The organism is Nocardioides thalensis, assembly GCF_013410655.1.
Taxonomy (GTDB): Bacteria; Actinomycetota; Actinomycetes; order Propionibacteriales; family Nocardioidaceae; genus Nocardioides; species Nocardioides thalensis.
Window position 1 is genome coordinate 2,192,284 of the sequence record NZ_JACCFP010000001.1, and the last position, 25,769, is coordinate 2,218,052.

The 25,769-nt window shown below is 72.3% G+C and carries 26 protein-coding genes, 1 tRNA gene and 1 riboswitch; of the genes, 7 read left to right on the plus strand and 20 right to left on the minus strand.

Translation table 11 applies throughout. The annotated features are described in order from the left end of the window. The first annotated feature begins 2 nt into the window (after positions 1 to 2). From HNR19_RS10770 to HNR19_RS10780, 3 genes are read left to right on the plus strand one after another with little or no spacing between them, the layout of a single operon-like run. Positions 3 to 200, plus strand: coding sequence for a hypothetical protein (locus HNR19_RS10770; protein ID WP_179667923.1), 198 nt, complete (start codon positions 3 to 5; stop codon positions 198 to 200). Positions 201 to 244: 44 nt separating this feature from the next. Further along, positions 245 to 1,696: a glycoside hydrolase domain-containing protein gene (locus HNR19_RS10775; protein WP_179667924.1), complete on the plus strand. Its 1,452-nt coding sequence runs from the start codon at positions 245 to 247 to the stop codon at positions 1,694 to 1,696. Next, a complete protein-coding gene (locus HNR19_RS10780) occupies positions 1,672 to 2,271 on the plus strand; it encodes a methyltransferase domain-containing protein (protein WP_179667925.1) in 600 nt (199 codons plus the stop codon). The genes HNR19_RS10775 and HNR19_RS10780 overlap by 25 nt, the downstream gene beginning before the upstream one ends. A gap of 10 nt (positions 2,272 to 2,281) precedes the next feature. Here HNR19_RS10780 and HNR19_RS10785 read toward each other — a convergent pair whose 3' ends face one another. Beyond that, positions 2,282 to 3,793 carry a M20/M25/M40 family metallo-hydrolase gene (locus HNR19_RS10785; protein WP_179667926.1) on the minus strand — a complete coding sequence of 504 codons (1,512 nt, stop codon included), beginning with the start codon at positions 3,791 to 3,793 and terminating at the stop codon, positions 2,282 to 2,284. Positions 3,794 to 3,871: 78 nt separating this feature from the next. Next, positions 3,872 to 4,435, minus strand: coding sequence for an LOG family protein (locus HNR19_RS10790; protein ID WP_179667927.1), 564 nt, complete (start codon positions 4,433 to 4,435; stop codon positions 3,872 to 3,874). A gap of 75 nt (positions 4,436 to 4,510) precedes the next feature. On the opposite strand from HNR19_RS10790, the gene HNR19_RS10795 reads away from it, so the two are divergent. Together HNR19_RS10795 and HNR19_RS23175 are read left to right on the plus strand one after the other, a co-directional pair. After that, entirely contained in the window at positions 4,511 to 4,786 is a 276-nt protein-coding gene (locus tag HNR19_RS10795) for an iron-sulfur cluster biosynthesis family protein (RefSeq protein WP_179667928.1), read from the plus strand. Positions 4,787 to 4,922: 136 nt separating this feature from the next. Continuing rightward, a complete protein-coding gene (locus HNR19_RS23175; RefSeq protein ID WP_179667929.1) occupies positions 4,923 to 5,663 on the plus strand; it encodes a peptidylprolyl isomerase in 741 nt (246 codons plus the stop codon). 13 nt (positions 5,664 to 5,676) lie between these two features. On the opposite strand, the gene HNR19_RS10805 is transcribed toward HNR19_RS23175, so the two are convergent. Next, positions 5,677 to 6,570 (minus strand): oxidoreductase, encoded by an 894-nt coding sequence (locus tag HNR19_RS10805; protein ID WP_179667930.1) that lies wholly within the window; start codon positions 6,568 to 6,570, stop codon positions 5,677 to 5,679. A 38-nt stretch (positions 6,571 to 6,608) separates the two neighbouring features. Beyond that, positions 6,609 to 8,372, minus strand: coding sequence for a SpoIVB peptidase S55 domain-containing protein (locus tag HNR19_RS10810; RefSeq protein ID WP_179667931.1), 1,764 nt, complete (start codon positions 8,370 to 8,372; stop codon positions 6,609 to 6,611). A gap of 157 nt (positions 8,373 to 8,529) precedes the next feature. On the opposite strand from HNR19_RS10810, the gene HNR19_RS10815 reads away from it, so the two are divergent. Beyond that, complete coding sequence (locus HNR19_RS10815) at positions 8,530 to 9,921, plus strand: DNA recombination protein RmuC (RefSeq protein WP_179667932.1); 1,392 nt, start codon at positions 8,530 to 8,532, stop codon at positions 9,919 to 9,921. Between the two features lie 4 nt (positions 9,922 to 9,925). On the opposite strand, the gene HNR19_RS10820 is transcribed toward HNR19_RS10815, so the two are convergent. The 16 genes from HNR19_RS10820 to HNR19_RS10895 form a co-directional block, all read right to left on the minus strand. Further along, positions 9,926 to 10,792, minus strand: a complete 867-nt coding sequence (locus tag HNR19_RS10820) for a thioesterase family protein (protein ID WP_343047146.1) — start codon at positions 10,790 to 10,792, stop codon at positions 9,926 to 9,928. Beyond that, positions 10,762 to 13,578, minus strand: coding sequence for an aminomethyl-transferring glycine dehydrogenase (gcvP, locus tag HNR19_RS10825; RefSeq protein ID WP_179667933.1), 2,817 nt, complete (start codon positions 13,576 to 13,578; stop codon positions 10,762 to 10,764). The genes HNR19_RS10820 and gcvP overlap by 31 nt, the downstream gene beginning before the upstream one ends. Positions 13,579 to 13,652: 74 nt before the next feature. Next, positions 13,653 to 13,739, minus strand: a riboswitch (glycine riboswitch). 22 nt (positions 13,740 to 13,761) lie between these two features. Next, positions 13,762 to 14,352: a MerR family transcriptional regulator gene (locus HNR19_RS10830; protein WP_179670203.1), complete on the minus strand. Its 591-nt coding sequence runs from the start codon at positions 14,350 to 14,352 to the stop codon at positions 13,762 to 13,764. A 113-nt stretch (positions 14,353 to 14,465) separates the two neighbouring features. Beyond that, positions 14,466 to 14,936 (minus strand): bifunctional nuclease family protein, encoded by a 471-nt coding sequence (locus HNR19_RS10835; RefSeq protein ID WP_179667934.1) that lies wholly within the window; start codon positions 14,934 to 14,936, stop codon positions 14,466 to 14,468. Positions 14,937 to 14,968: 32 nt separating this feature from the next. Continuing rightward, a complete protein-coding gene (ftsR, locus tag HNR19_RS10840) occupies positions 14,969 to 15,715 on the minus strand; it encodes a transcriptional regulator FtsR (RefSeq protein ID WP_179667935.1) in 747 nt (248 codons plus the stop codon). Positions 15,716 to 15,729: 14 nt separating this feature from the next. Beyond that, the gene (locus HNR19_RS10845) at positions 15,730 to 16,260 is read right to left on the minus strand and encodes a zinc-ribbon and FHA domain-containing protein (protein WP_179667936.1); all 531 of its coding nucleotides are present in this window, start codon (positions 16,258 to 16,260) and stop codon (positions 15,730 to 15,732) included. A gap of 54 nt (positions 16,261 to 16,314) precedes the next feature. Then, positions 16,315 to 16,701, minus strand: a complete 387-nt coding sequence (gcvH, locus tag HNR19_RS10850; RefSeq protein ID WP_179667937.1) for a glycine cleavage system protein GcvH — start codon at positions 16,699 to 16,701, stop codon at positions 16,315 to 16,317. A 56-nt stretch (positions 16,702 to 16,757) separates the two neighbouring features. After that, on the minus strand, positions 16,758 to 17,462 hold the full coding sequence (locus HNR19_RS10855; RefSeq protein ID WP_179667938.1) for a DUF881 domain-containing protein: 705 nt from the start codon (positions 17,460 to 17,462) through the stop codon (positions 16,758 to 16,760). Next, on the minus strand, positions 17,455 to 17,787 hold the full coding sequence (locus HNR19_RS10860; RefSeq protein WP_179667939.1) for a DUF1290 domain-containing protein: 333 nt from the start codon (positions 17,785 to 17,787) through the stop codon (positions 17,455 to 17,457). Before HNR19_RS10860 ends, HNR19_RS10855 begins: the two co-directional genes overlap by 8 nt. Beyond that, positions 17,784 to 18,683 carry a DUF881 domain-containing protein gene (locus tag HNR19_RS10865; RefSeq protein ID WP_179667940.1) on the minus strand — a complete coding sequence of 300 codons (900 nt, stop codon included), beginning with the start codon at positions 18,681 to 18,683 and terminating at the stop codon, positions 17,784 to 17,786. The genes HNR19_RS10860 and HNR19_RS10865 overlap by 4 nt, the downstream gene beginning before the upstream one ends. Beyond that, positions 18,680 to 19,297, minus strand: coding sequence for a cardiolipin synthase ClsA (gene clsA / locus HNR19_RS10870; RefSeq protein ID WP_179670204.1), 618 nt, complete (start codon positions 19,295 to 19,297; stop codon positions 18,680 to 18,682). The genes HNR19_RS10865 and clsA overlap by 4 nt, the downstream gene beginning before the upstream one ends. A gap of 8 nt (positions 19,298 to 19,305) precedes the next feature. Beyond that, positions 19,306 to 20,367, minus strand: coding sequence for a CNNM domain-containing protein (locus tag HNR19_RS10875; protein WP_179667941.1), 1,062 nt, complete (start codon positions 20,365 to 20,367; stop codon positions 19,306 to 19,308). Continuing rightward, positions 20,360 to 21,718, minus strand: coding sequence for a hemolysin family protein (locus HNR19_RS10880; protein WP_179667942.1), 1,359 nt, complete (start codon positions 21,716 to 21,718; stop codon positions 20,360 to 20,362). The genes HNR19_RS10875 and HNR19_RS10880 overlap by 8 nt, the downstream gene beginning before the upstream one ends. Next, complete coding sequence (locus HNR19_RS10885) at positions 21,718 to 23,658, minus strand: acetoacetate--CoA ligase (RefSeq protein WP_179667943.1); 1,941 nt, start codon at positions 23,656 to 23,658, stop codon at positions 21,718 to 21,720. The genes HNR19_RS10880 and HNR19_RS10885 overlap by 1 nt, the downstream gene beginning before the upstream one ends. Continuing rightward, complete coding sequence (locus tag HNR19_RS23520; protein ID WP_343047148.1) at positions 23,655 to 24,314, minus strand: acyltransferase; 660 nt, start codon at positions 24,312 to 24,314, stop codon at positions 23,655 to 23,657. Before HNR19_RS23520 ends, HNR19_RS10885 begins: the two co-directional genes overlap by 4 nt. Continuing rightward, positions 24,248 to 25,423 (minus strand): hypothetical protein, encoded by a 1,176-nt coding sequence (locus tag HNR19_RS10895; protein WP_179667944.1) that lies wholly within the window; start codon positions 25,421 to 25,423, stop codon positions 24,248 to 24,250. The genes HNR19_RS23520 and HNR19_RS10895 overlap by 67 nt, the downstream gene beginning before the upstream one ends. Positions 25,424 to 25,629: 206 nt before the next feature. Between HNR19_RS10895 and HNR19_RS10900 the strand changes: the two genes are divergently transcribed. Then, positions 25,630 to 25,703, plus strand: a tRNA-Pro gene (locus HNR19_RS10900). The last annotated feature ends 66 nt before the right edge of the window (positions 25,704 to 25,769 follow it).

The window sequence follows — 25,769 nt, forward strand, 5'->3', positions numbered from 1 at the left end:
GCATGACGGAGACCCCCGACGACAAGCACGTCGACAGCCGCGCCGAGCTGCTGCCCGAGGAGGAGCAGGCCGGCAGCGACGACCCGCACGACCAGGCGGAGCAGATCCTGCGCGAGTCCCGGGAGCGCACCGACGACCCCGAGGGCACCGCAGCGGAGTCGACCCAGACCTCGAACCCCGACGAGCGTCCGGACGCCTGACGTACGATCGCGGCACCCCCGTCGTCTCCGCCGATTGATGTCGCATGCAGCTGCCCGGCCGCCTCGAGCTGCCTCCCGCCGTCGCCTCGTGCGCGCTCGTCCTGCTGCTGGCGGTCGCGGCGCTCGTGGGGGCCACCGTCACCACCACGTCGACGGCGCCCGAGAACGGCGACCCGGCCACCATCGCGCGCGACGCCGGGGAGCGCGCGCAGCCTCGGCGCTGGGACCGGCCGCCGCCGCCCGTGCCGCCAGCGCGGACCAAGTGGAGCGGCTTCGCGTTCGACGCCTGCCGTGCGCCCGACCAGGCGACGATGGACCGTTGGCGCACCAGCTCGCCGTTCACGGGGGTCGGGATCTACCTGGGTGGCAGTCACCGCGCCTGTGAGCAGCGGCACCTCACGCCGCGGTGGGTCGACCGGCAGATGCGCTCGGGCTGGCAGCTGCTGCCGATCTGGGTCGGCCCGCAGGCGTCGTGCACGGGCTACCAGCACCGGATCGACGACTCGCCCGGCAGGTTCGATCTCTACGGGAAGGCGCGGGCCGGGGGAGTAGCGGCCGCCCGTCGCGCCGCCGCCACCGCGCGGTCCCTGGGCCTGCCTCCCGCGGAGACGATCTTCTACGACATCGAGGGCTTCGACACCGGGCGACCGAAGTGCAAGTGGTCGGCACTGGCGTTCCTGGAGGAGTGGACGCAGGAGCTGCACCGGCGCGGCTACCGGTCGGGCGTGTACTCCCACGTCAACGCGGCGATCTCGCTCCTGAGCAGGACCAGCAGCCGTTATGTCAAGCCGGATGCCGTCTGGTACGCCTGGATCGACCGGGTCGGGGAGGTGCCGCCCGAGTACGTCAGCGACGCGGCGTTCATGAGCACCAGTCGCGTCCACCAGTACCTCCTGGACACCCGGGTCGAGTTCGGCGGGATCCCGATGGACATCGACTGGAACTACGTGAGCCTCGGTGCGCGGAAGTGGCGGAACCCGGCCGGCTGCGACGAGCGCGCCGAGCGCGTCGAGCCGCGCGACCTGAAGCCGGGCGCGCGCGGCGACCTGGTGCGGTTGGCGCAGTGCCTGGTGCTGCCCGGTGACCCGCACCCCCTGAAGACCACGGGCCTGCTCGACCAGCGGACCGTGCGCGCCGTACGGGCGTTCCAGCACCGCCGCGGCCTCCCGGCGACCGGGTTCGTCGACCGCCGCACCTGGACCTCGCTGCTGGCGCGCGGCCACGAGCCGGTCCTGAAGAAAGGTGCCAGGGGAGACACCGTACGGCGACTCCAGCGCAGCCTGCGGGTGGCCGTCGGCGACCCGCGGATCTCCGTCGACGGCGAGTTCGGCCCCGCCACCGCGCGCGCCGTCCGTCACTACCGCAAGCGTCTGGGCCTCGAGCCCAAGGACGTCGTCACGCCGCGCGTGTGGCAGGCGCTGGCACGCGGGAAGGTCACCAGCGTCCACCGATCCGGACCTAAGGTGAAGGCGTGGCGAGACCGACGCGGTGGGTGACCGACACCAAGCCCGGACACTCGGAGTGGTACGTAGAGCGCTTCCGGCGGATGGCCGCCGAGGGCCAGGACCTCGGCGGTGAGGCGCGGCTGGTCGACGCGATGCTCCCGCCGGCGTCGCGCGTCCTCGACGCGGGCTGCGGCCCCGGCCGGCTCGGCGCCGTCCTCCACGAGCGCGGCCACACGGTCGTCGGCGTCGACGCCGACCCCCTGCTGATCGCGGCGGCCGAGGAGGACCACCCCGGACCGCGCTGGCTGGTCGCCGACCTGGCCGAGCTGGACCTGGCCTCGATGGGCGAGCCGGAGCCGTTCGCCGGCGCCGTGCTGGCAGGCAACGTCATGGTGTTCCTGGCCGCCGGCACCGAGGCCGAGGTCCTGCGCAGGGTCGCCGCGCACGTCGTCGACGACGGGTTCGTGACGTGCGGGTTCCACACCAACCGCGAGCTGACGCTCGACGCGTTCGACCAGGCCGTCGCGGACGCCGGACTGCGCCAGGAGCACCGGTTCGCCACCTGGGACCTGCGGGCCTGGCACGACGACGCCGACTTCGCGGTGAGCGTGCTGCGGAAGCAGTGACCAGGCTCGATCAGCGCCTCGAGGCGAGGTCGTAGGCGGCCGAGCCGATGAGCTCCATGCTCACGGTGAGGCGGTCGATGCTGATGTTCTTGGCGATCGTGTCCTCCGGGCTGTGGTACGGCGGCTCAAGGAGTGCTGGGGTGGACTCGCCCCGCCAGGAGAAGTTCGCGGCGGCGATGCCCGCCTCCTGGAACGACTGGTGGTCGCTCGCTCCGCGCTGGGTGACGGGGGAGATCTGCGGGGCGTAGCCGAGGCGCGTGGCGGCCGCCGCGACCGCGTCCGTCGCCGGGTTCGCCTCACCGGAGAACGACAGCAGCCAGTACCGGGTCGCCGGCTCCCAGCTGGTGCCGACCATGTCGTTCTGGAACACCCCGCGGATCCGGTCGCGCTCGGGCGGGGCGAGCTGGGCGACGTGGTGACGCGAGCCGATCAGTCCCTGCTCCTCGGAGCCCCACAACGCGAACCGGACGGTGGCAGGGATCTGCCCCAGGCTCCTGAACACGCGCGCGAGCTCCAGGGTGAGCACGGTCCCGGAGCCGTCGTCGTTGGCGCCCGGGGCGCCGATGACCGAGTCGTAGTGGCCCGAGATGTAGACCAGCGGAGCGGGCGTCCGGCTGCTGCCGGGCCGTTCGGCGATCACGTTGTGGCTGGTCAGGCCGCGGTGGGCGGTCGTGGAGACCTGCAGGCGCAGCCGACGCACCGCGAGGTCCTCCCGCAGGAGACGCTTCTGGACCTGCGCCACCCCGAGCACCGGAATGGCCGCCACCGGCGTGGGCGGGGGTGCGGACGTGCCGGTCGTCGGCACGAGGCGCAGGGACGCGGCCGACGCGCGGCGCGGGTAGGCGAGGTCGGCCGGCAGCAGGATGACCGCTGCGGCGCCACGGGCCTGCGCGTCGGCCACGAACGCCGCGCGCTGGTTGACCCGGGCGACCGGGTCGGTGGTGTTCACCGCGTCGTCGGCGAGCACGATCGCGCCGGCGACCACCGCCGGGTCCGCGGGCCAGGCGGGCGAGTCCGCGGGCCCCACGTCGATCGCCTGCCCGGATGCGCTGACGCCGTGCGCAGCGTCCGGAGAGGCGCCCGCCTGCCAGCAGATGTCGCCAGGCAGCTGACCGTCGGGATCGTCGATCTGCGCCAGGAACTTGTCGGCGACGGTGAAGGGCTCCAGGCGGACGGCGAGCCGCTGCGACTCGAGCTGCCCGGCGATGTACTGAGCGGCGTCGTACTCCGAACGGGTGCCGCCGATGCGCGGGCCGATCCCTTCCGACAGCACCTCCAGGTCCCGGAGCGCCCGGCCCGGGCGGATGGCCTCGACGATGCGCTTGTCGTCGACCCGCAGCGCCGGGCCGCGGAGCGAGCCGGGCCGGTGGGCGTCGACCGCCCAGGCCGGTCGTCCGGCGGCGACGACGGCGACGCTGCCCGCCAGGCCGGCGATGACCGAGCGGCGGCTCAGGACTGCGGCACGGGTGCGGCCGGCGTCAGAGGTGGCAGGGGTGACTGAAAGGTGTTCCCGAGATGTCATGTCGGGACCCTAGGACCGGCGCGCGCATCCGGCAATGGTCTCTTCTCGGATAGTTCCGATAAGTGACATTATGTCACCTTACGTGGACCGGACCCGCTCTCCCAGTGCGCCCAGGGCCTCCTCCAGGCTCTCCGCGACGACCAGGTCGTCCAGCGTGGCGCCGTGCACGAACCCGGCGTCCACGAGCTGCCGTAGCGACGCGAGCAGCGGGTCCCAGAACTTCTTGGCGTTGAGGAAGCCCACCGGGTCGTCGTTGACGCCGATCTGGCGCCAGCTCCAGACCTCGACGATCTCCTCCAGCGTGCCCAGCCCGCCGGGAAGGCACAGGAACGCGTCGGCCAGCTCGGCCATCAGCGCCTTGCGCTCGTGCATCGTCTCCACGACGTGGACCTCGTTGAGGTCGTCGCGTCCCCACTCGCGCTCGACCATGAACCGTGGGATCACGCCGACGACCTCGCCGCCGGCGTCGAGCGCGCCCTGGGAGACGGCGCCCATCAGCCCGCGGCCGCCCGCTCCGTAGACGAGGCCGATCCCCTGGTCACCGAGCATCCGGCCGACATTGTATGCAATCTCGACGAGGTCCGGATCGGTTCCGTCCGAGGACCCGCAGAAGACGGCCAGGCGCGCGATCGGCGAGGACATGCGCGGCACCCTAGCTTGAACGAGGCGCGGGCTCCGGCAATGGTGGAAGGGTCCCAAACCCTACGGAAGGCATTCATGCTCCAGCTCACCGAGAACGCCACGACCATCGTGAAGTCGATCGCAGAGCAGGCAGAAGCAACCGGACTGAGGATCACCGCCGAGGGCCAGCCCGACCAGTCGTTCGGGCTCGTCGCCGCGACCGGTGCGGAGCCCGACGACCAGGTCGTCGAACAGAACGGCGCCACCGTCTACCTCGACGCCGCGGCAGCGACACAGCTCGACGACAAGGTGCTCGACGCCGGCGTCGACGAGTCGGGCAACGCCCAGTTCGCGCTGGCCATGCAGGCCTGACCTGCGCCACACGGCCGAGGGGCCGGTCGACGGAAGTCGACCGGCCCCTCGCGCGTCTCTCCCCCGCCGGTGCCTGCGCTCGCCGTACGGCGGGCCGCGATCCTCGCGTCATCACCCGCCCTCTACGATCGGCCGCATGCTCAAGCGCGCACTCGTGGGGATCCCGGCCGCCGTACTCATGCTCTCGCTCGCCGCCTGCGGCGAGGAGGACGGTGACGGCGAGGCGACCGACCAGACGTCGGAGTCCTCGGAGTCGTCGGAGACCAGCAGCGAGCCGACCGAGACCACCTCCTCGGAGACGTCGGAGGAGTCGGCCTCGGGTGCGTGTGAGTACGCCCCCGACGGGCAGCCCGCCGAGGTCGACGCTCCCCCGGCCGACCCGGCGGTGTCCGGTGACGTCGAGGTCACCTTCGACACCTCGATCGGGGAATTCCACGCCACGCTCGACGGCAAGACCAAGCCGTGCACGGTCGGCTCGTTCGTGTCCCTCGCCGAGCAGGGCTTCTACGACGGCACCAGCTGCCACCGGATGACGACGACGCCGAACTTCGAGGTGCTGCAGTGCGGTGACCCCACGGGCACCGGCTCCGGCGGGCCGGGCTACACCATCCCCGACGAGCTCACCGGCGACGAGAGCTACCCCGCCGGCACGCTCGCCATGGCCAACACCGGGATGCCCGACTCGGGCGGCTCGCAGTTCTTCATCGTCTACGGCGACACCGCGCTGCCGCCGGACTACGCGGTCTTCGGCACCGTCGACCAGGGCACCATCGACCTGATCGCCGACGCGGCGAAGGCCGGCGTGACGCCGCAGATGGGCCCGGAGGACGGCGCCCCCAAGACGCCGATCGACTTCGAGACCGTCACCGTCGACTGAGCCGACGGGCGGGTCACAGCGGGAAGCCGACGCCGCTCAGCTCCTCCGAGACCTCCCACAACCGGCGCGCCAGGTCGGCGTCCTCGGCCTGGCGCGAGCGTCCGACCTCAGCCGGCCACCCGTGCATCCGGAACCGCCCGTGCGGTCCGATGTAGGTGTTGCCGGGGACGTCCATGGTCGCGGCGTAGACCGTGTTGAGCGCGCCGCGCCAGCCGGGCATGCTCACCAGCTCCTGCCCCCACTGGATCACCGGCGCCGCCCACCGGGGCGCGCTGGTCGCGGCGATGTGGCTCGCGGTCGCGCCGGGATGCGTGCCGACCGCGCGCACCGGCGACCCGGCCTCCTCCAACCGGCGGTGCAGCTCGGCGAGGAACAGCAGGTTGGCCAGCTTGGACGCCCCGTAGGCGGGGAACGCGCCGTACTTCCGGCGCTCCCAGGCGAGGTCGTCGAGATCGAGGACCGCGCCGTGGTGGTTGCGCGAGCTGGTCACCACCACCCGGTCGCGCAGGTGCGGCAGCAGCAGGTTGGTGAGCGCGAAGTGCCCGAGGTGGTTGGTCGCGAAGTGCAGCTCGACACCGTCCGCGCTCAGCCCGAACGGGACACCGAGGATCCCGGCGTTGTTGACGAGGACGTCGACCGGCTCGCCGGCGGCGACCAGCTCCCCCGCGAACTCCCGCACGGATGCGAGCGACGACACGTCCAGCCGTCGTACGGCGATCCGCCCGTTGTCGTGGCCGGGCATGCGCCGGGCGGCCTCCGCGCCCCGGTCCAGGCTGCGACACGCCAGCGTGATCCGCGCACCGCGCGAGGCGAGGATCCGCGCGGCCTCGAACCCCACGCCGCTGTTGGCGCCGGTGATGACGAAGTGCCGCCCCGGCTGGGGCGGCACTTCGGTCCACGGTCGCACGCGCTCAGCGTGCCACAACGGACGTACTGCGTGACGGGCTACTTCACGATGATGTCCAGGTACTTGCTGCGCTCGACGACGAGGTCGACCTCGGCGCTCTCGAACGAGGCGTTGATCCGGTTGCCGTCACCCCGGAGGCGGACGCTGCCGACCACCGAGTTGTTGGCGGAGTCGCTGGCGAGGATCCGCTTCATCTGCGCGACCGTGTCGGCCTCGTAGACGTCGAGCCAGTCCCACGCGCCGCCGGCCACCTCGAGCGAGCCGCGGGTGCCCGCGGCCTTCTTCGGGACCGCCCAGCTGAGCGGCACGGTGACCTGGTCGCCGCCGTTCACGAGCGTCGCCCGCAGGTTGAGCGTGGTGCCCGCCTTGACCTTGACCCGCTCCTCGTTGTCGAGGAGCACCCACTCGCCGCCGACCTTCTGCTCCACCTTGCGGACCCGGTAGACCGAGTCGTCGTCGGAGGCGACCGCGGTGCTGGTGACCGACGTGATCGCGACGTCGTTCATCTGGGACATGACGTAGAGCGTGTCCGCGAGCGCGTACGACGCGTCGTAGGCGATGTCGTAGCTGGACTGGAACAGGTCGCTGTAGCTGATCGAGAAGACGTTGCCCTTCTCGTCGGTGCCCTCGATCTCCCAGTCCTGCGACTCCGAGCCGGGACCGTAGTAGTCCATGACCGAGTCGTGGTTGCCCACCATGCCGCCGAAGGCCACGCTGGCCAGGGCGTCATCGAGGAAGACGTCGGTCTCCCCCACCCGGTGGTCGCCCTCGAACGTGATGTCGGAGACGAACGTCGTGGTGGCCGGGACCGGGCCCAGCGGGCCGGCGATGCCGGACAACCGGTCGCTGTCGATGGTGCCGCCGACCTCGCCGATGTTGGACACCTTGAAGGGCGCGCCGAGCGAGTCCGGCTGGACGTGCACGACGTCGGCCGCCGCGAGACCGTACTGCGCCTGGCCGATCGCGGCCATCGGGTGACCGAAGCCGACCAGCTCGCCGTCGCACACGGAGGTGACCGTGCCCACCCCGGCGTACGTGACGTCACCGACCGACTGGACCGCCGCAAGGCTGCCGCCGGCGATGAGGGTGTCGACGCTCGCCGCGTCGGCGCCGGCCGCCGTACCGTTCAGGCTCCGGCTCGACTTCAGCCCCCGCAGGTACGGGCGGTTGTCATGGTCGCGGGCGCCGGTGAGCCGGGCGTTCGAGATGCCGCTGATGGAGAACCGCATCGGCAGCTGCTCGAAGCCCTGGTCGGCCTGGGCGCGGGTGACCTCGCCCGTCCTGGCGATCTTCGTCGCGGCCTTGTCGCCGACCGGGATCCTGGCGGGTGCGGCGTCGGCGGGGCCGAGGTAGTCGTCCATGTACTCGAACGGCGTGATGCCGGCGATCGGCGAGGAGCCCCACGACAGGCCGTACGCGACCGCGCCGATGAGGCGGCCGTCCTCGGCGTACACCGGTGACCCGGACATGCCCTGCCAGATCCCGCCGGCGGCCTCGATCGCCGGGGACGTCAGGTCCATCATGATCATGTCGCGGCCGGCCCCGATGCCGTCCTCGAGCACCCCGAGCACCGTGCCGGTGAACGCCGCGGGCGTCGTTCCCTTGCTGACCGTGACCCCATGGACGGCCTGGTCGGGAGCAACCTCGGCGACCGGGAACGCCTCGGCGCAGTCCTCGGCGGGGGCGGCGTGGGCTGCGCCGCCGGTGATGCCCGGAGCGACCGCTCCGAGGGTGGCGGTGAGCCCTACGCAGGCCGCGAGCGCGATGCCCCGCGAGCGCCGTACGTTCGGAGCTGATGGCATGGTTCCTCCCAAGATCCTCGTCAGCGTGACCGTTCACGCTGTTGTGCCTTACGACGCACGACGGGGCCGGAGGGTTGCCTTGCATGTGACCCGGTCTAGCCAGCCGGTCCGGCGCGCCCCGGCGTTTGTGTCGGGCACCTTTGTTTGACTGACGTCCATGGAGATCGTGCTGCTTCTCGTCGGGCTCGCCATCGGCGTCCTCGTGGGCTGGATGGCCGCCCGGATGGCCGGCCAGGCCCGCCGGCAGGAGCAGCTCGTCCGCCACCAGCAGGAGCTGGCGGCCGTCCGGCACGAGGGCGAGGTGGCCGCCGCTCGCAGCGACGCGGTGCTCGCGCAGGCGTTGGCCGAGGTCCGCGACGAGGAGCGCAGCCGGCGGGCCGCCGTCCAGGCCGAGCTCGCCTCGGCTCTCGCGTCGCTCGACGAGCTGCGTGCCGCCCTGGCCGACGCGCGCGCCCAGCACCAGGAGCTGCTAGCCCAGCACCGCCGCGAGGCGGCCGACCGCGAGCGGGCCGAGTCGGGCCACGTCCAGGTCCTCAAGACCCTGACGCCGGTGACCCAGCAGCTCGAGGCGATGCAGAAGCGGGTCGCTGAGATGGAGCAGAAGCGCTCTCTCCAGCACGGCGAGCTCGCCGAGCAGCTGCGCACCACCCAGCACACGGTCGCCGAGTCCAAGCGGGCCGCCGACACGCTCGCGTCCGCGCTGTCCAACAACGCCGTCCGCGGGGTGTGGGGCGAGACCCAGCTGCGCACCCTCGTCGAGTCGGCCGGCCTGCTCCAGCGGGTCGACTTCGACCTCCAGCGGTCGATCGAGGCCGACTCCGGTGCGCGGCGGCCCGACATGGTGATCAACCTGCCCGGCGGCAAGCACATGGCCATCGACGCCAAGGCGCCCTACAGCGCGTTCATCGAGGCCAGCCGCGCCGACCTCGACGAGGCGCGACGCCAGCAGCTGCGCGTCGACCACGCCAAGAAGGTCCGCAGCCACGTCGACGCGCTGGCGTCGAAGAACTACTGGACCGGCCTGCCCGCCAGCCCGGAGTTCACGGTCGCCTTCATCCCCAACGACCAGCTGCTCGGCGTCGCCCTCGAGGCCGATCCCTCGCTGATGGAGTACGCCTTCGGCAAGGGCGTCGTCCTCGCCACGCCCGCGAACCTCTGGGCGATCCTCAAGACCGTGGCGTTCACCTGGCGCCAGGACGTGCTGACCGAGGACGCGAAGGAGCTGTTCGACCTCGGTCGCGAGCTCTACCGGCGCATCGTCACGATGGCCGAGCACGCCGAGAAGCTGCGCCGGTCCCTCGAGAGCACCATCAAGAGCTACAACAGCTTCGCCGGCTCCCTGGAGACCCGCGTGCTCGTGACCGCACGCAAGCTCGACCGGATGGACGAGTCGACGGTGATCCCGGCGCCCGCGACCATCGACCTGGCCCCGAAGGCACTCACTAGCGGTGAGTTCGAGGCGATCGCCGACATCGAGCGCGAGGAGCTGCTCTTCGAGGTCGACACGGTCGACGCCGAGATCGTCGACGACGACCGCAAGCGGGCCTGAGGCGTCAGGCTCCGGGGTTGCCCGCGTGCGACTCCCCGCTGTCGTGCCCGAAGTCGACGGCGCGGCGCGCGTTGCCGAGCGCGGTCACCGTGGCGCTCCCGATCGTGCCCGAGCGGTCGAACACCTCCGCGGTGCCGACCGCGATCCCGTCGTGCGCCACGTGGTCGACCGCGCGCAGCCCGATCTCGAGTCCGGCCGGAGGCCGGCTCAGCGCGAGGCTGTAGTCGGTGTTGATGTACTCGACGCCACCGGTGCCCCAGTTCGTGACCATGCTCGCGGTGTCGCCGATCGAGGCGACGGCCTGGAACGGCGTGGGCCGCTCCCCCACCACCATCGGCACGCCGGTGTGCCACACCGTGTGCCGTCCGTCGTTCTGGTGCTCGCCGAAGTTGTCGGACCAGCCGTTGCGGCTGGCGAAGTAGGGCACGCGCGGCTCGTCGGACTCCGGCACCACCGACGGCGGGGGCACCGTGGCGCGGTCGGCGCCCGACCACACCTTCCCGGTGGGCGCCTCCGTCGGCAGCAGGAACGACGCCGTCGCGCGGGCGACGGGCGATCCGTCCTGGACCACCTGGGCGTCCACGAGCGCGAGCCGCCTGCTGGTACGCACGATCGTGGCCGACGCGTAGGTGGGCAGCATCGTCGCCGGCCGGAACAGGTCCACGTGGAAGCGCGCCGGCACGAGCTCGGCGCGGCCCGCCTCCGCCACGGCCTCCTCGACGGCGCGCGCCAGCAGCCCACCGACCGCCACGCCGTGCAGCTGTCCCCTGCCCCACATGCTCTCCGCGAGATGGAGGGGCTCGTAGTGGTCGCCGGTGCGACGGAAGAACGCGGCCCCCATCACTCGGCGTACGCGTCGGCGGGCGGGCACGCGCACACGAGGTTGCGGTCGCCGTACGCCTGGTCGATGCGCGCCACGGGCGGCCAGTACTTGTCGGGGTCGATGCCGGCCGGGTAGACAGCGACCTCGCGGCTGTAGGGCCGCTCCCACTCGCCGACGAGCGCGCGACCGGTGTGCGGGGCGTTGCGCAACGGCGACTCCTCGATCGCCCACTCCCCCGCTGCCACCCGGTCGATCTCGCCCTTGATCGCGATCATCGCGTCGCAGAACCGGTCCAGCTCGGCGAGGTCCTCGGACTCCGTGGGCTCGACCATGAGGGTCCCGGCGACGGGGAACGACATCGTGGGCGCGTGGAAGCCGTAGTCGATCAGGCGCTTGGCGACGTCGTCGACGCTCACGCCGGTGTCGCGGGTGATGCCGCGGAGGTCGAGGATGCACTCGTGGGCGACCAGTCCGGACTCGCCCCGGTAGAGCACCGGGAAGTGCTCGCCGAGGCGGGCCGCGACGTAGTTGGCGGAGAGCACGGCGACCGCGGTGGCCCGGGTGAGGCCCGCACCGCCCATCATCCGCACGTAGGCCCAGGAGATCGGCAGGATGCCGGCCGAGCCGTACGGCGCCGCGCTGATCGCGCCGACGCCCTCGCGCTTGCTCTCCTCCGGGTGCAGCGGGTGGCTGGGGAGGTACGGCGCCAGGTGCGATCGCACCGCGACCGGGCCGACGCCCGGGCCACCGCCGCCGTGCGGGATGCAGAAGGTCTTGTGCAGGTTGAGGTGGGACACGTCGCCGCCGAACTCGCCCGGCTTGGCGTAGCCGAGGAGCGCGTTGAAGTTGGCGCCGTCGATGTAGACCTGGCCACCGTGCTCGTGGACGATGTCGCACAGCTCGGTGATGGTCTCCTCGTAGACACCGTGCGTCGACGGGTAGGTCACCATGATCGCGGCCAGCGTGTCGCTGTGCTGCTCGCACTTCGCGCGCAGGTCGTCGAGGTCCACGGTGCCGTCGTCGGCGGCCTTCACCACGACGATCTTCATGCCGGCCATCACCGCGGACGCCGGGTTGGTGCCGTGGGCCGACGACGGGATCAGGCAGACGTCGCGCTCGACGTCGCCGTTGGCCTCGTGGAACGCCTTGATCGCGAGCATGCCGGCGAACTCGCCCTGCGCACCCGCGTTGGGCTGGATGGAGACCCGGTCGTAGCCGGTCACCTCGGCCAGCCACTCCTCGAGCTGGTTGACCAGCTGGAGGTAGCCCGAGGCCGCGTCGCCCGGCACGAACGGGTGGAGGCCGGCGAAGCCGGGCAGCGAGATCGGCTCCATCTCGGTCGTCGCGTTGAGCTTCATCGTGCACGAGCCGAGCGGGATCATCCCGCGGTCGAGCGCGTAGTCGCGGTTGGAGAGCTTCGCCAGGTAGCGGAGCATCGACGTCTCGTTGTGGTGGGTGTTGAAGACCGGGTGGGTCAAGAACTCCGTGGTTCGCAGAAGCTCGCGAGGGAGCGAAGCAGGCACGTCCTCGGCCGGCGAGGCGCCGAAGGCGCCGAGCACGGCCGCCAGCGTCCCCTCCCGCGCGGTCTCCCCGAACGACAGCCCGACCGTGTCCGCGTCGACGAGCCGCAGGTGCAGCCCCTCGGCCCGCGCGGCCGCGACGACCTCCGCTGCCCGGCCGGGCGCGGACACCTGGAACGTGTCGAAGAAGGAGTCGGTGAGCACCTCGAAGCCCGCCGCGGAGAGCGACGCCGCCGCGCGGCCCGCGATCTCGTGCACCTCGCGGGCGATCCGGGTCAGCCCCGCCGGCCCGTGGTAGACGGCATACATCGAGGCGGTCACCGCCAGCAGGACCTGCGCGGTGCAGATGTTGGAGGTCGCCTTGTCGCGGCGGATGTGCTGCTCGCGGGTCTGCAGCGCCAGCCGGTAGGCGGGGCGGCCCTCCGCGTCGATGGAAACGCCGACCAGGCGGCCGGGCAGCTGACGCTCGAGGCCCTCGCGCACGCTCATGAAGCCCGCGTGCGGGCCGCCGTAGAACAGCGGGACGCCGAAGCGCTGGGTCGAGCCGACGACGACGTCGGCGCCCAGGGTGCCGGGCGACTCGAGCAGGGTCAGCGCCAGCAGGTCGGCGGCGACGACCGCGAGCCCGCCGCGGTCGTGCGCGGCGGCGATGAGCGGGGCGATGTCGCGGACCCGGCCACTCGCGCCCGGGTACTGGATCAGCACGCCGGCAAGGGGTCCGTCGGGAAGCGCGTCGAGGTCGGCGACGGCGACCTCGAGCCCGAGCGCCGCTGCGCGGGTCTGCACGACGTCGATCGTCTGCGGGAGCGCGTCCGCGTCGATCACGAACGGGCCCTCCGCCTTGCGGTTGACCCGGTGCACCAGCGCGAGCGCCTCGGCGGCGGCGGTGCCCTCGTCGAGCAGCGACGAGCCGGCGAGCGCCATCCCGGTGAGGTCGGCGACCATCGTCTGGAAGTTGATCAGCGCCTCGAGCCGGCCCTGGGAGATCTCCGGCTGGTAGGGCGTGTAGGCGGTGTACCAGCTCGGGTCCTCGAGCACGTTGCGCCGTACGACGGCCGGCGTGACCGTGCCGTGGTAGCCGAGTCCGATCAGGGACTCCCCCGGCTCGTTGGCCGCCGCCATCGCGCGCAGCTCGGCCGCGGCGGTCTCCTCGTCGACAGGGTGCGGCAGGCCGAGTGCGTCGGTGGTGCGGATCGACTTCGGCACCGCTGCGTCCATCAGCGCGTCGAGTGAGGCGAGACCGAGGCGGTCGAGCATCGTCGCGACCTGGGTCTCGTCGGGACCGATGTGGCGCTGGGCGAACGGGAAACTCATGACGGGAGCGGCTCCTGGGATCGACTGATCGAGCCTCCCCCTCTGTCACCGCGCCGGCGCGGCTCCACAGTTGCCTGGTCCGCACGGTCCGTGTGCCTGAGAGGTTCCGGGGAGGAATTGCCCCTTCGGCGCAGGTAAGCCTGCTCTCCCGTGCGGGATCAACAGCGACCCCAGGTTACAGGGTCAGCCAGCGGTTCGCGCAGCCCGCCGCGCCGCCAGCTCGTCGCCGGCGACCGGCTCCGAGGGCTCGTGGGTGGCCGACTCGCTGGGCAGCTCGGCGAGGGTGCCCTCGATCTCGCGCCACACGCCGCCGATAGCGATGCCGAACACGCCCTGGCCGCCCTGGAGGAGGTCGATGACCTCGTCGTTGCTGGTGCACTCGTAGACCGAGGCACCGTCGCTCATCAGCGTGACCTGGGTCAGGTCGTCGGTGCCGCGCTCGCGCAGGTGGCCGACGGCGGTGCGGATCTGCTGGAGCGAGATGCCCGCGTCGAGGAGCCGCTTGATGATCTTGAGGATCAGGATGTCGCGGAAGCTGTAGAGCCGCTGCGAGCCCGAACCGGCCGCGCCCCGCACGCTCGGTTCGATCAGGCCGGTGCGGGCCCAGTAGTCGAGCTGGCGGTAGGTGATGCCCGCGGCGTTGCACGCGGTCGGGCCACGGTAGCCGAGGTCGCTGGGCAGCGGGGAGACGTCGTCGGTGAAGAGCAGCCCCTGCTCCTCGGCGACTGCGGCGGCCTCGTCGGAAGCGGAGGTCTGCGCCGAGCGCGGCGGCATCTCGTTCATGTCATTCAAGGTACGGCGGCAGGTGAGGCTCGGTCAAAGATGTCGCTGCGCGTGTCGGAAAAAGTCTGACCCTCAAGTTCAGGTTGAGACTCGACACCCGCCGCTCACTCGGTCGCTTCGAAGTCCTCGGGCGACACGTGGTCGAGGAACTCGCGGAACTTCTCGACCTCGTCCTCCTGCTCGGCGGGTACGGCGAGGCCGGCCTCGTCGAGCACCTCCTCCGCGCAGTAGATCGTCGTGCCGGTGCGCAGCGCGAGCGCGATCGAGTCGGACGGACGGGCGCTGACCTCCACGCCGGAGGCGAAGACCAGGGTGGCGAAGAAGACGCCGTCGCGCACGTCGGTGATCCGGACCTGGTCCAGCGGGCTCCCGGTCGCGTCGAGGATGTCCTTCATCAGGTCGTGGGTCAGCGGCCGCGGCGGCACCACGCCCTGCTGGGCGAAGGCGATTGCCGTAGCCTCCACGGCCCCGATCCAGATCGGGAGGTAGCGCTCGCCGGAGACCTCCCGGAGCAGCACGATCGGCTGGTTGGAGGGCATCTCCACCCGTACTCCCATGACGTCCACCTCGCGCATGCGTTCACAGTAGCGCGGCGCGCGACGGGCGATCAGAGACGGCGGAGGCCGGCCTTCACCAGCGTCGCGTGGAGCTTGACCGACAGCGCGGCGATCTCGCTGACGGCCTCCTCCGCCCGGGCGGTCGCGGCAGCGTCACGGCCGCGGCGGACCGGGGCGACGACCTGCTCGACCATCCCGACCTCTCGGTCCGCAGCGGTCTTGAACGCCCGGAGGTGCCGCGGCTCGAAGCCGAACTCGGCGAGCTCGCGGGCCGTCTCGGCCACGAGCAGCGCGTCGGTGTCGAAGTGGCCCGTCGGCGAGGCCGCGACCAGGCCGAACTCCTCGAGCCGGCCGAGCATCTCCTCCTCGATGCCCGCGCGCTTCAGCAGCTCCTTGCGCGAGAGGCGGATCCGGTCGACCCTGCGGAACGTCTCGGGCGACGGCAGTCCGTCGGCGTCGCGGGCGACCTCCGGCACCGTCGGCTCGACCGGGTCGAGCGGCGGCGGCTCGAGCCCGCGGTCGATCGCGTCGAGGTGCTCGCCGATCACCTTCAGCGGCAGGTAGTGGTCACGCTGCATCCGGAGCACGTAGCGCAGCCGCTCGACGTCGGCGTCGGAGAACTTGCGGTAGCCGGCCGGCGTGCGCTCGGGCTTGATCAGGCCCTTGTCCTCGAGGAACCGGATCTTGGGGATGCTGACCTGCCCCGGGAAGTCGGGGCGCAGCAGCTCCAGCACCTGTCCGATGTTGCGCAGCGTCCCGTTCTGCTCCGAACCGGACCGCTCCGGCGCGACCCCCATCAGCGCCGCACCGCTCAGGCGCCCTCGTGGCCGGCGAAGAACACCAGCCGGTACTTGCCGATCTGGACCTCGTCGCTGTCGGCCAGCGCGGCCGACTCGATCCGGTCGCGGTTGACGTAGGTGCCGTTGAGGCTGCCGGCGTCAGCGACGGTGAACCGCCCCTGGTCGTCACGGGTGAACGTGGCGTGCCGCCGCGAGACCGTGACGTCGTCGAGGAAGATCTCGCTGTCGGGGTGACGGCCCGCGTTGACCACGTCCTGGTCGAGCAGGAAGCGGCTGCCGGCACCCGGGCCCTTCTGCACCACGAGCAGGGCGTGACCCACCGGCAGCGCGTCGACGGCCGCTGCGTCGACCGGGTTGAGCGCCCGGTCGGAGGTCTCGACCTTCTCCCCCACCCCGAACTGGATCGTCGCCGTGGCGTCGGACGGCTCGGGCGTCGCCATCTGCGTGGCCTCGGAGTCGGCGCCGACCAGACGGGTGCCGCACTGCGAGCAGAACCGGGCGTCGTCGGGGTTCTGCCGGCCACAGGCGGTGCAGAACGGCATCAAGTACTCCTTTAGGGTTTGCGGGCTACTACGAACTTACACCGGGCCGGAGGCTCAGGTGTCGAGCTGGGCCTGGTAGGCCGCGGCGTCCATCAGCTGGCCGAGCTCGTCGCGCTCGGCAGGGACGATCTCGAAGAGCCAGCCGCCGGCGTACGCGTCGGAGTTGACCAGCTCGGGCGTCGCGTCGAGCGCCTCGTTGACGCCGACGACCTCCCCGGAGACCGGCGCGTAGATGTCGCTGACCGACTTCGTCGACTCCAGCTCGCCGCACGGGCTGCCGGCCGTCACGGTCGCGCCCACCTCGGGCAGCGACACGTAGACGATGTCGCCGAGCGCCTCCTGGGCGTAGTCGGTGATGCCGACGCGCACCGAGCCCGGCGCCTCGCCCGGGTCACGCACCCACTCGTGCTCGGAGGTGTACGACAGGTCTTCGGGATACACGGCTCTGGTTCTCCTCGCGGCGACGGTGGTGGGTGGGTCGGGGGAAGGCTACTGGGTCACTCTTCGGGTACGGCGTACTCGTCCTGCGTCGGCTCGCGGACGGCGTTGATGTCGATCGACGTCAGCTTCTCGACGTCCGCCTGGGCGCCGTCCTCCTCGATCTGGTCCCTCGGCCCGAGCTGGAAGTCGATCGCACCGTCGAGCGTGGTCGGGTCGCCGATCACGTCGATCACGTAGGGCCCGGAGACGAGCTGTCCGTCGATCAGGAAGCCGCCCTCGACCTCGGTGAACGAGCTCTGGGCGACGACCCGGACGGTGCCGTTGACCTGGATCGCCTCCGCTCCGGACGCCCGCAGCTCCTGCACGGTGTCGAGCAGCGAGGCGAGCGAGAGCGTGCCGTCGACCTCGGTGATCGTGAGCCGGATGCCCGGGCCGGTGGCGGGCACCAGGCCGGCGAGGACGCCGAGGTCGTCGAGCTGGTCCTGCGCCTCCTCCAGCGCGGCCTCGCGCCGGCTGGTGTCGTCGCTGAGGTCCTCGCGCACCTCCTCGAGCCGCGCGACCTCCTCCTCGGCCCGCTGCCGCGTGACGGCCAGCGCGGCCAGCACGTCGATCAGGTCCTGCTGGCGGAGCCCGGAATAGCTGTCGTCGGTCTCGTTGGCGCGCACCTGGGTCACGGCGGCGAAGCCCAGCAGCCCGAGCAGCACGGCGACGACCACCTGGGTGCGCACCGGCTTGCCGCCGGTCGGCTCCTCGTCAGGCATGGAAGACGTGCCTCCGGATGGCGGCGACGTTGGTGAAGATCCGGATGCCGAGCACGACGATGACTCCGGTCGAGAGCTGGCCGCCGACGCCGAGCCGGTCACCGAGGTAGACGATGCCCGCCGCGATCACCACGTTGCTGACGAAGGAGACGACGAAGACCTTGTCGTCGAAGATCTTGTCGAGGTGGGCGCGCAGGCCGCCGAACACGGCGTCGAGCGCGGCGACCACCGCGATCGGCAGGTAGGGCTCGAGCCCGAGCGGCACGTCGGGCTGGAACACCAGCCCGAGCACCACGCCCACGAGCAGGCCGAGGACCGCGATCACGACGTACCCTCTCCCTCCAGCCGGTCACGTCCGGCGTCCTCTTCGCTCTCCTGCTCGCTCTCCTGCTCCGCAGACCGTAGCCGTCGGAGCTGCGGCGGCGCAGCCGGGATCTGGATCTCCTCCATGTTGTCCGTCGTGTAGGTGAACCCGTACTGGGTCGCGAGCGACGAGAACGCCAGGCCGCTCGCGGTCTCCAGCAGCGCTTCGGAGGCAAGAGTCGAGCGGTCGCCGATGGCCAGGATCGTGTAGGGCGGCGCGAGCCCGATGTGGTTGATCTTGACGACCGGGCCGACGTTGCGGATGGCGGACACCACCGCGATGCGCTGGTTGTTGATCGAGACCGCCTCGGCCCCCGCCTCCCAGAGCGCATTGACGAGGAGCGCGAGGTCGGAGTCGCGGATCATCGAGTTCTCGTCGGCCAGCTCGGGGTTGTCGAGCCGGATCTCGATGCCCTCGCCCGACACCGGCGCGAAACCGGTCTGCCCCTCCAGGGCCAGGAGGTCGCCGAGCACGTCGTTGTGGACGTTGTTGACCTCGAGCAGGCGTGCCTCCTTCACGGTGTTCTCGGCCCGCAGGTCGGCGACCCGCGCCTGGGCGTTGCGGAGCGCCTCGCGCCGGGCCTCGATGCGCTCGATCAGCGACTCTCGGGAGGCGTCGGTGGCCGCCGCGTTGCGCGAGGTCTGCACGCCGGCGACGGTGACCAGCACCCCGAACAGGGCGACCACGGCGACGACGCCCACCCGCCCGATCGAGCGCGGCGCGGCGTCCGGGTCGCGCGGCCCACGCTTCGCGACGGTGATGTAGTCCTGGTCGAGGGACTCGCGGGTGATGAGGGTGAGCAGCGGCGTACGCGCCCGGTCCAGCAGGTCGGGCTCGCGGGTCGGCTCGTCTGTCACCGGCGCTTCACCACAGGGTCGGTCGTGGCGAGCAGCTTGCGGACCTGCCAGGCGTAGAGGACGCCGGCCCACCAGTAGAGCCCCACGCCCCACAGCGCCCACGCCCACCCGACGACCTGCGCCAGCAGGGCGACGACGCCGTCGCCGTCGCCGAGGAGCAGCAGCGGGAAGGCGTAGAGCAGGTTGAACGTGGCGGCCTTGCCGAGGAAGTGCACGGGCAGCGCGCTGTAGCCGCGGGTGCGCAGCAGCGGCACCAGTCCCCAGAGCAGGAGGTCGCGCAGCGGCAGCGACAGGGCGAGCCACCACGGGATGATGTCGCGCAGCATCAGCCCGACGACCACCGCGAGGATGTAGAGCCGGTCGGCGACCGGGTCGAGGATCTGCCCGACCACCGACTGCTGGTCGAGCCGGCGCGCCAGCCATCCGTCGGCGAAGTCGGTGATGCCCGAGACCACGAGGACGAGGAGCGCCCAGGCGTCGGCCTCCGGGCCGAGCACGAGCCACAGGAACAGCGGTACGCCGGCGAGCCGGACGGCGCTCAGCGCGTTGGGGATGGTCAGCACGCGAGTCGAGCGCGAGGAGTCGTCGCTCGTCGTCGGGCCGTCCACGGGCATCACCCTAGTCACGCCGACTCGTCCGAATGCGCAGCGTCCCGGATCTCTCCGACGAGCTCCTCGATGACGTCCTCCAGCGCGGCGATGCCGATCGTCGCGCCCTCCGGGTCGACCACCCGTGCCATGTGCGCGCCGCGGCGCTGGAGGATCTCGAGCGCGTCGTGGAGCAGGGTGTCCTCGCGGACGGCCGCGAGCGGGCGCACCCACCGGTCGGCGATCGGACGCTGCCGGCGCGCCTCGTCGGGCTCGAGCACGTCCTTGATGTGCAGGTAGCCGACGAACTCGACCGTGCCGTCGGCTCCGGTGTCGATGACGGGGAACCGGCTGAACCCGGTCGCGGCGCACAGCGCCTCGACGTCGGCCCCGCTCGAGCCGCGCTCGACGGTGGCGAGCGTGTCGGGCCGCATGGTGACGCCGGCGACGGTCTTCTCGGTGAAGCCGAGCGCGCCGGCGAGGCGGTCGTACTCGTGCTCGGCGAGCAGCCCCTCCCCGTGCGACTCCTCGACGAGGGCGGCGACCTCCTCGCGCGTGAACGTGCTGGCCACCTCGTCCTTCGGCTCGACCCGGATCAGCCGCAGCAGCCCGTTGGCCATCGCGTTGAGCACCACGATGACCGGCCGGAGCAGCGTCACGATGCCGAACATCGGCGGGCCCAGGATCAGCGCGGCCCGGTCGGGCCCGGCGATCGCGATGTTCTTCGGCACCATCTCGCCCAGCACGACGTGCAGCGCGACGACCGCGGTCAGGGCCACGACGAACGCGACCGGGTGCAGCAGCCCGTCGGGCAGGCCGAGGGCGTGGAAGCCCGGCTCGAGCAGGTGCGCGATGGCCGGCTCGCTCACGGCGCCGAGCAGCAGCGAGCACACGGTGATGCCGAGCTGGGCGCCGGCCATCATCAGGGAGACGTGCTCCATCGCGCGCAGGGTGGTCCGCGCCATCCGCGACCCACCCTGCGCCAGCGGCTCGATCTGGCTGCGGCGTGCCGAGATCAGCGCGAACTCCGCGCCGACGAAGAAGGCGTTGAGCGCCAGCAGGAGGGCCGTCACGAGGAGGCCGGTGACGTCACCCACGGGCGTCCTCCTCGGGCGTGCGCGGCTCGCCGAGGCGCAGGGAGAGGCGATCGACGCGCAGGCCGTCCATCCGCTCGACGGTGAGGACGGCGTCGCGGACCTCGGCGTCAGAGTCGGACGGGTCGGGCACCGGCACCACCGCGACGTCGCCGTCCTCGGGGATCCGGCCCAGGGCCTTCACCACCAGCCCGGCGACCGTGTCGTAGTCCTCGCCCTCGGGCAGCGCGATGCCCGTGAGGTCCTCGACCTCGTCGGGGCGCAGCAGCCCGGACAGCGCCCAGCTGCCGTCGCGGCGCAGGCGCCCCCTGCTGCCGAGGCGGTCGTGCTCGTCGGCGATGTCGCCGACGATCTCCTCGATGACGTCCTCGAGCGTCACGATGCCGGCGTGCCCGCCGTACTCGTCGAGCACGACCGCGAGCTGGAAGCCGTCCTTGCGCAGCAGCGCCAGCAGCGGGTCGAGCCGCAGCGTGTCGGGTACGACGATCGGGCGCGCCATCAGGTGCTTGACCCGGGTGGTGCCGCGCTCGTGCACCGGCAGCGCGACCGCGTTCTTGACGTGCACGGTGCCGACGACGTTGTCCTCGTCGTCGAGCACCGGGAACCGCGAGTGCCCGGTCTCCCGCGCGAGGGCGATGACGGCGCTCGCGCGGTCGCCCTCCTCGAGCGACCGGGTGCGCACCCGGGGCGTCATGATCTCCCCCGCCGTGCGGGTGCCGAACTCGACCGAGCGCTCCATCAGCTCCGCGGTGTCGGCGTCGAGCGTGCCCTCGTCGGCCGACCGCTGGATGAGCGAGGCGAGCTCGGTGGAGCTGCGCGCGGAGCGGAGCTCCTCCTGCGGCTCGACGCCGAGCCGGCGGACGATGGCGTTGGCGGTGCCGTTGAGCACCCCGATCGCGGGCTTCGCCAGGGCGGTGAACAGCCGCATCGGCCGTTGCGTCGCTCGCGCGGTGCGCATCGGCTGCGCGATGGCGATGTTCTTGGGCACCAGCTCGCCGATCAGCATGGTCGCGACCGTGCTGACCACGAGGCCGGTGGTCACGGCGATCGGCCCGACCGCGTCAGCGCCCACGCCGAGGGAGGCGAGCGGATCGCGCAGCAGGTCGGCGATCGCGGGCTCGGCGAGGAAGCCGATGCCGAGGTTGGTCACGGTGATGCCCACCTGGGCTCCGGACAGCTGGGTCGACAGGGTGCGCAGGGCCGACTGCACGCCGACGGCCGCCTGGTCGCCGGACTCAGCGGCCCTGTCGACCTGGCTGCGGTCGACCGTGACGAACGAGAACTCCGCGGCGACGAACAGCCCGCAGGCCACCACCAGAAGGATCGCGAGCCCCAGCAACAGCCAGGCGGTCATCAAGCTCCTTCGCGGTGACGGCGCCCGACTTCCGCATACCAGTCGAGCAGCTCCGGTGCGTCCACGCTACCGGGATCCAGCGCGCCGGTGAGGTCCTGTCCCGCCAGCACCTTCTTGACCGGCACCTCGAGCTTCTTGCCGGTGCGGGTGTGCGGGACGCCCGGCGTCTCGAAGATGTCGTCGGGGACGTGGCGCGGCGACGCGTGCTCGCGGATCGCCTGCTTGATCCGCTCGCGCAACGCGTCGTCGAGCGCCACGCCCTCGGCGGGCACGACGAAGAGCGGCATCCAGTACTCGCCGTCGGCCTCCTCCATGCCGATGACGAGCGCCTCCTTGACCTCGGGCAGCGCCTCGACCGGCTCGTAGATGTCGGCACTGCCCATCCGCACGCCCTTGCGGTTGAGGGTCGCGTCGGAGCGGCCGTGGATGGCGACCGAGCCGTGGTCGGTGATCGTCACCCAGTCGCCGTGCCGCCACACGCCCGGGAAGGTGTCGAAGTACGCCGCGTGGTAGCGCGCCCCGTCGGGGTCGTCCCAGAACCCGACCGGCATCGACGGCATCGGGCGCGTGATCACGAGCTCGCCGACCTCGCCGCGCACCGGGTTGCCCGCGGCGTCGTACGCGTCGACGGCCACGCCGAGGCAGGGCCGCGAGAGCTCGCCCGCCCACACCGGGGTCGTCGGCGCCGGGCCCACGAACGCGCTGACGACGTCGGTGCCGCCGCTGATCGAGGCGATCTGCACCTCTGCCGGCAGGTCCGCGGCGAGCGCCCGGTGGCTGACCGCGGGGAACGTCGAACCGGAGATGCCGACCCGGCGCAGGCGCGAGAGGTCGTGGTCGGCAGGACCGACCCCGGCCTTCTGGCACGCCGCGACGTACGCCGGGCTCATGCCGAGCGCGGTCACGTCGTGCTCGGCGGCCAGCGCCCACAGCTGGTCGGTGCGCGGGTGTGCCGGGCTGCCGTCGTACGCGACGATCGAGGCGCCGGTGAGCAGGCCGCCGACGACGAAGTTCCACATCATCCAGGAGGGCGTGGTGTACCAGAACAGGCGCTCGCCGGGGCCCAGGTCGAAGTGGAGGGCCGCCACCTTGGCCTGCTCGAGCAGCGCTCCCCCGTGGCCGTGCACGATGCCCTTCGGCTTGCCCGTGGTGCCCGAGGAGAACAGCACCCAGAGCGGGTGGTCGAACGGGAGGTCGGCGTAGGCCAGCGCGGCGGGCGCGCGCAGCGCCGCCTGCCAGTCGGCCGACCCGACCTCGAGCGTCTCGACGAGGCTGGGCAGCGCGGCCCGGAGCTCCGCGACCACGTCCCCGCGGTCGCGCACCTTCCCACCGTGGACGTACGACGAGGCGTGCACGAGCACCTTCGGCTCCAGCTGGCCGAAGCGCGCCAGCGCGGCGGAGGCTGCGTAGTCCATCCCGCACACCGACCAGACGGCGCCGAGGCTGACCGTGGCGAGCAGGGCGACGACGGCGTCGGGAGTGTTGGGCAGGTAGCCCACGACCCGGTCCCCCGGCCCGACGCCCAGGTCGCGCAGGTGCTGCGCGAGACCGCCGACCTCGGCCCGGAGCTCGCCCCAGGTGAGCGTGCGGCCGGCGGACCGGTCCTCCAGGAGGCCCACGACCGCGACCTCGTCGGCGGGCCGGCCCTCGAGCACCGCGCGCGCGTAGTTGACGCGGGCCTCGGGGAACCACACGGCGCCGGGCATCCGCTCCTCGGCCAGAGCGGGCCCGGGCAGCGGGTGTCCGACGTAGTCGGCGAGCGCGCGCCAGAAGCCGTCGAGGTCGTCGACCGACCAGCGCCAGAGCGCGTCGTAGCCGTCGACGTCGGCGGCGGCGATGCCGTCGGGCGCGTCCGTGACGGACGCGGCGACGTGGCGCGCGAAGTCGACGATCCGGCTGCTGGCGGCCGAGGCCGTCGGGGTCCAGTCGGGCTCGGTCACAGCGCGACTCCCACCTGGCGCACGTCGGCGCCGTCCTTCCTGCCCCACCCGATGCCGGGCTCGAGGCGCCGTACGACGCGGGCCGGCACGCCGGCCACGATCGCGTGGTCCTCGATGGTGCCGCGCACCACCGACCCGGCGGCCACGACGACGTTCCTGCCGATGGTCGTGCCGGGCAGGATGATCGCGCCGTGGCCGATCCAGCTGCCGGCGCCGATGCTGACGGGCTGGTGCTCCCCCAGCTGGCGGCCGATCGGCGTGGTCGGGTCGGTGTAGCCGTGGCTGGCGTCGGAGACGAAGACGTCCTTGCCGAACCAGACGTCGTCACCGATGACGATCGAGGTGTGTGCGGTGATGCAGGCACGCGCGCCGATGACGCAGCGGTCGCCGATCACCAGCCCTCGAGCGGGCAGCGGGTCCTGGCCGGGTCCGTAGCCCACCGAGAGTGCGCAGTGGCGGCCGATCAACGTGTCCTCGCCGATGTGCATGCCGGCGGTGCCGAAGAGCGCCTCCGTCGGGAACCCGATCGCGCTGCCGGCACCGAGGTGGCCGAACGTCTCGGCGAGCCGGGTGCCAGGGGCGATGTCGCCTACCTGCTGGGCCCACCCGTGGAGGGCATGGACGACGCGGTTGGCAAGGTTGCGGGCGAGGTGCACGGAGTGAGGCTAACGCTCGGGGTCGGCTCGTCGTCGGCACCGTCGTCGGTCGCCTCGTCGTCGGCCTCGTCGCAGTCGGGGTCCTCGGTGGTCGGGTCCTCGGTGGTCGGGTCCGCGGTAGTCGGGTCCTCGGTGGGCTTGCCGGTCGGCTTGGCCGTCGCCTCGCTCGGGTACGACGTGACGTCGGTGTCGTCACCCGGGTCGTCGGGCGACGGGTCGGCGCTCCTGGTGTCGCTCGCGTCGGGCGTGCCGTCGGGGCCCGGGCTGTGCTCGGTGGCCGTCGTCGTGCTGGCCGACGGCACCGTCGGCGCCATGGCCAGGAGGGTGCCGGGCTCGCCGTCCGCGCCGAGCTGCTGCTCGTAGGCCGCGGCGAGGCGGGCGACCACGGCCGGGTAGCGGGGCGCCGTGTTGAACATCCGCAGCGCGTCGCGGTAGTCGGCGTCGCGCGTCAGGTCACGGTCGTTGCCGCACAGCACGACGCCCGCCGCGAGCGCGGCGTCGTCGAGGTCGTCGGCGTCGCGGTTGCCGTCGTTGTCGCCGTCGACCGCGACGACGGTCCAGGTCGCCGGGAGCAGCGCGAGCGGCCCGACGGGTACGTCGTGGGTCGCGTCGCCGTCGAGCGCGCCGCCGTCGGTGTCGGCCAGCGCATTGCCGCCGCCGTCGGCCAGCACGGCGGCCGCCACCGTGCTGCCGCCGTGGTCGGAGGCGATCCGGCCGATGGCGGCGAGCAGCGACCACTCGAGGTTGCACTCGGGCGCCGCCTGGGCCATCACGGACGCGGCTCGCTGGTAGGCGACGAGCGCGGCGTCCGGGATGTCGTCGGCGGCCTGCGCGTAGTCGGCGTAGGCCGCGAGCGTCGCCGCGGCCGGCTCGACCAGGTCGGGCGCCTCGGCGGGCAGCTCGGGCAGCTCGTCGGCCAGAGCGGCGGTCGTCGCCGGGGCGTCCGCGTCGGCCGCCGCCGGGGTCGGGTTGCCGGTCATGGCCGCCGACGCCGCCGCCACCATCGCCCCGGTCGCCACGAGCACCGCGAGCGGCGCAGCGACCGCCGGCCGGCGTACCAGCGACGGCACCGAGCGCACGGTGCGCGCGATCCGCTGCCGACGTGGCATGCGGTGCTTCGACCGGTGCTTGGACATGACCTCTCCGGAGCGACGAGGAGTCTCACCGGACAGCGGGCGCGGCCCGGCGCTAGGAACCAGTGTGCGCCTGCGGGGCAAGATGCGCAGCAGGTTTGGCAAGAGACCCTGATTCGGGCCGGCCGGCTCCGCTGGGGTAGTGTTCCGTTCGCTCCGGACGGCGACGCCGGATGGGGCTTCGGGCTGTGGCGCAGCTTGGTAGCGCACTTGACTGGGGGTCAAGGGGTCGCAGGTTCAAATCCTGTCAGCCCGACCGAAGAAATTGCGGTCCTCGAGGACGTAATCCGCCCGGTTCCCGCGTGAGCGGGAGCCGGGAACG

What these genes read in the sequence shown, in the direction of transcription:
- HNR19_RS10770 (WP_179667923.1), top strand. Translation starts at nt 3, where the DNA reads ATGACGGAGACCCCCGACGACAAGCACGTCGACAGCCGCGCCGAGCTG.
- HNR19_RS10775 (WP_179667924.1), top strand. Translation starts at nt 245, where the DNA reads ATGCAGCTGCCCGGCCGCCTCGAGCTGCCTCCCGCCGTCGCCTCGTGC.
- HNR19_RS10785 (WP_179667926.1), bottom strand. Translation starts at nt 3,793, where the DNA reads ATGACATCTCGGGAACACCTTTCAGTCACCCCTGCCACCTCTGACGCC.
- HNR19_RS10790 (WP_179667927.1), bottom strand. Translation starts at nt 4,435, where the DNA reads ATGTCCTCGCCGATCGCGCGCCTGGCCGTCTTCTGCGGGTCCTCGGAC.
- HNR19_RS10795 (WP_179667928.1), top strand. Translation starts at nt 4,511, where the DNA reads ATGCTCCAGCTCACCGAGAACGCCACGACCATCGTGAAGTCGATCGCA.
- HNR19_RS23175 (WP_179667929.1), top strand. Translation starts at nt 4,923, where the DNA reads ATGCTCAAGCGCGCACTCGTGGGGATCCCGGCCGCCGTACTCATGCTC.
- HNR19_RS10810 (WP_179667931.1), bottom strand. Translation starts at nt 8,372, where the DNA reads ATGCCATCAGCTCCGAACGTACGGCGCTCGCGGGGCATCGCGCTCGCG.
- HNR19_RS10815 (WP_179667932.1), top strand. Translation starts at nt 8,530, where the DNA reads ATGGAGATCGTGCTGCTTCTCGTCGGGCTCGCCATCGGCGTCCTCGTG.
- gcvP (WP_179667933.1), bottom strand. Translation starts at nt 13,578, where the DNA reads ATGAGTTTCCCGTTCGCCCAGCGCCACATCGGTCCCGACGAGACCCAG.
- HNR19_RS10830 (WP_179670203.1), bottom strand. Translation starts at nt 14,352, where the DNA reads ATGCCGCCGCGCTCGGCGCAGACCTCCGCTTCCGACGAGGCCGCCGCA.
- HNR19_RS10835 (WP_179667934.1), bottom strand. Translation starts at nt 14,936, where the DNA reads ATGCGCGAGGTGGACGTCATGGGAGTACGGGTGGAGATGCCCTCCAAC.
- ftsR (WP_179667935.1), bottom strand. Translation starts at nt 15,715, where the DNA reads ATGGGGGTCGCGCCGGAGCGGTCCGGTTCGGAGCAGAACGGGACGCTG.
- HNR19_RS10845 (WP_179667936.1), bottom strand. Translation starts at nt 16,260, where the DNA reads ATGCCGTTCTGCACCGCCTGTGGCCGGCAGAACCCCGACGACGCCCGG.
- HNR19_RS10855 (WP_179667938.1), bottom strand. Translation starts at nt 17,462, where the DNA reads ATGCCTGACGAGGAGCCGACCGGCGGCAAGCCGGTGCGCACCCAGGTG.
- clsA (WP_179670204.1), bottom strand. Translation starts at nt 19,297, where the DNA reads ATGCCCGTGGACGGCCCGACGACGAGCGACGACTCCTCGCGCTCGACT.
- HNR19_RS10880 (WP_179667942.1), bottom strand. Translation starts at nt 21,718, where the DNA reads ATGACCGCCTGGCTGTTGCTGGGGCTCGCGATCCTTCTGGTGGTGGCC.
- HNR19_RS10895 (WP_179667944.1), bottom strand. Translation starts at nt 25,423, where the DNA reads ATGCCACGTCGGCAGCGGATCGCGCGCACCGTGCGCTCGGTGCCGTCG.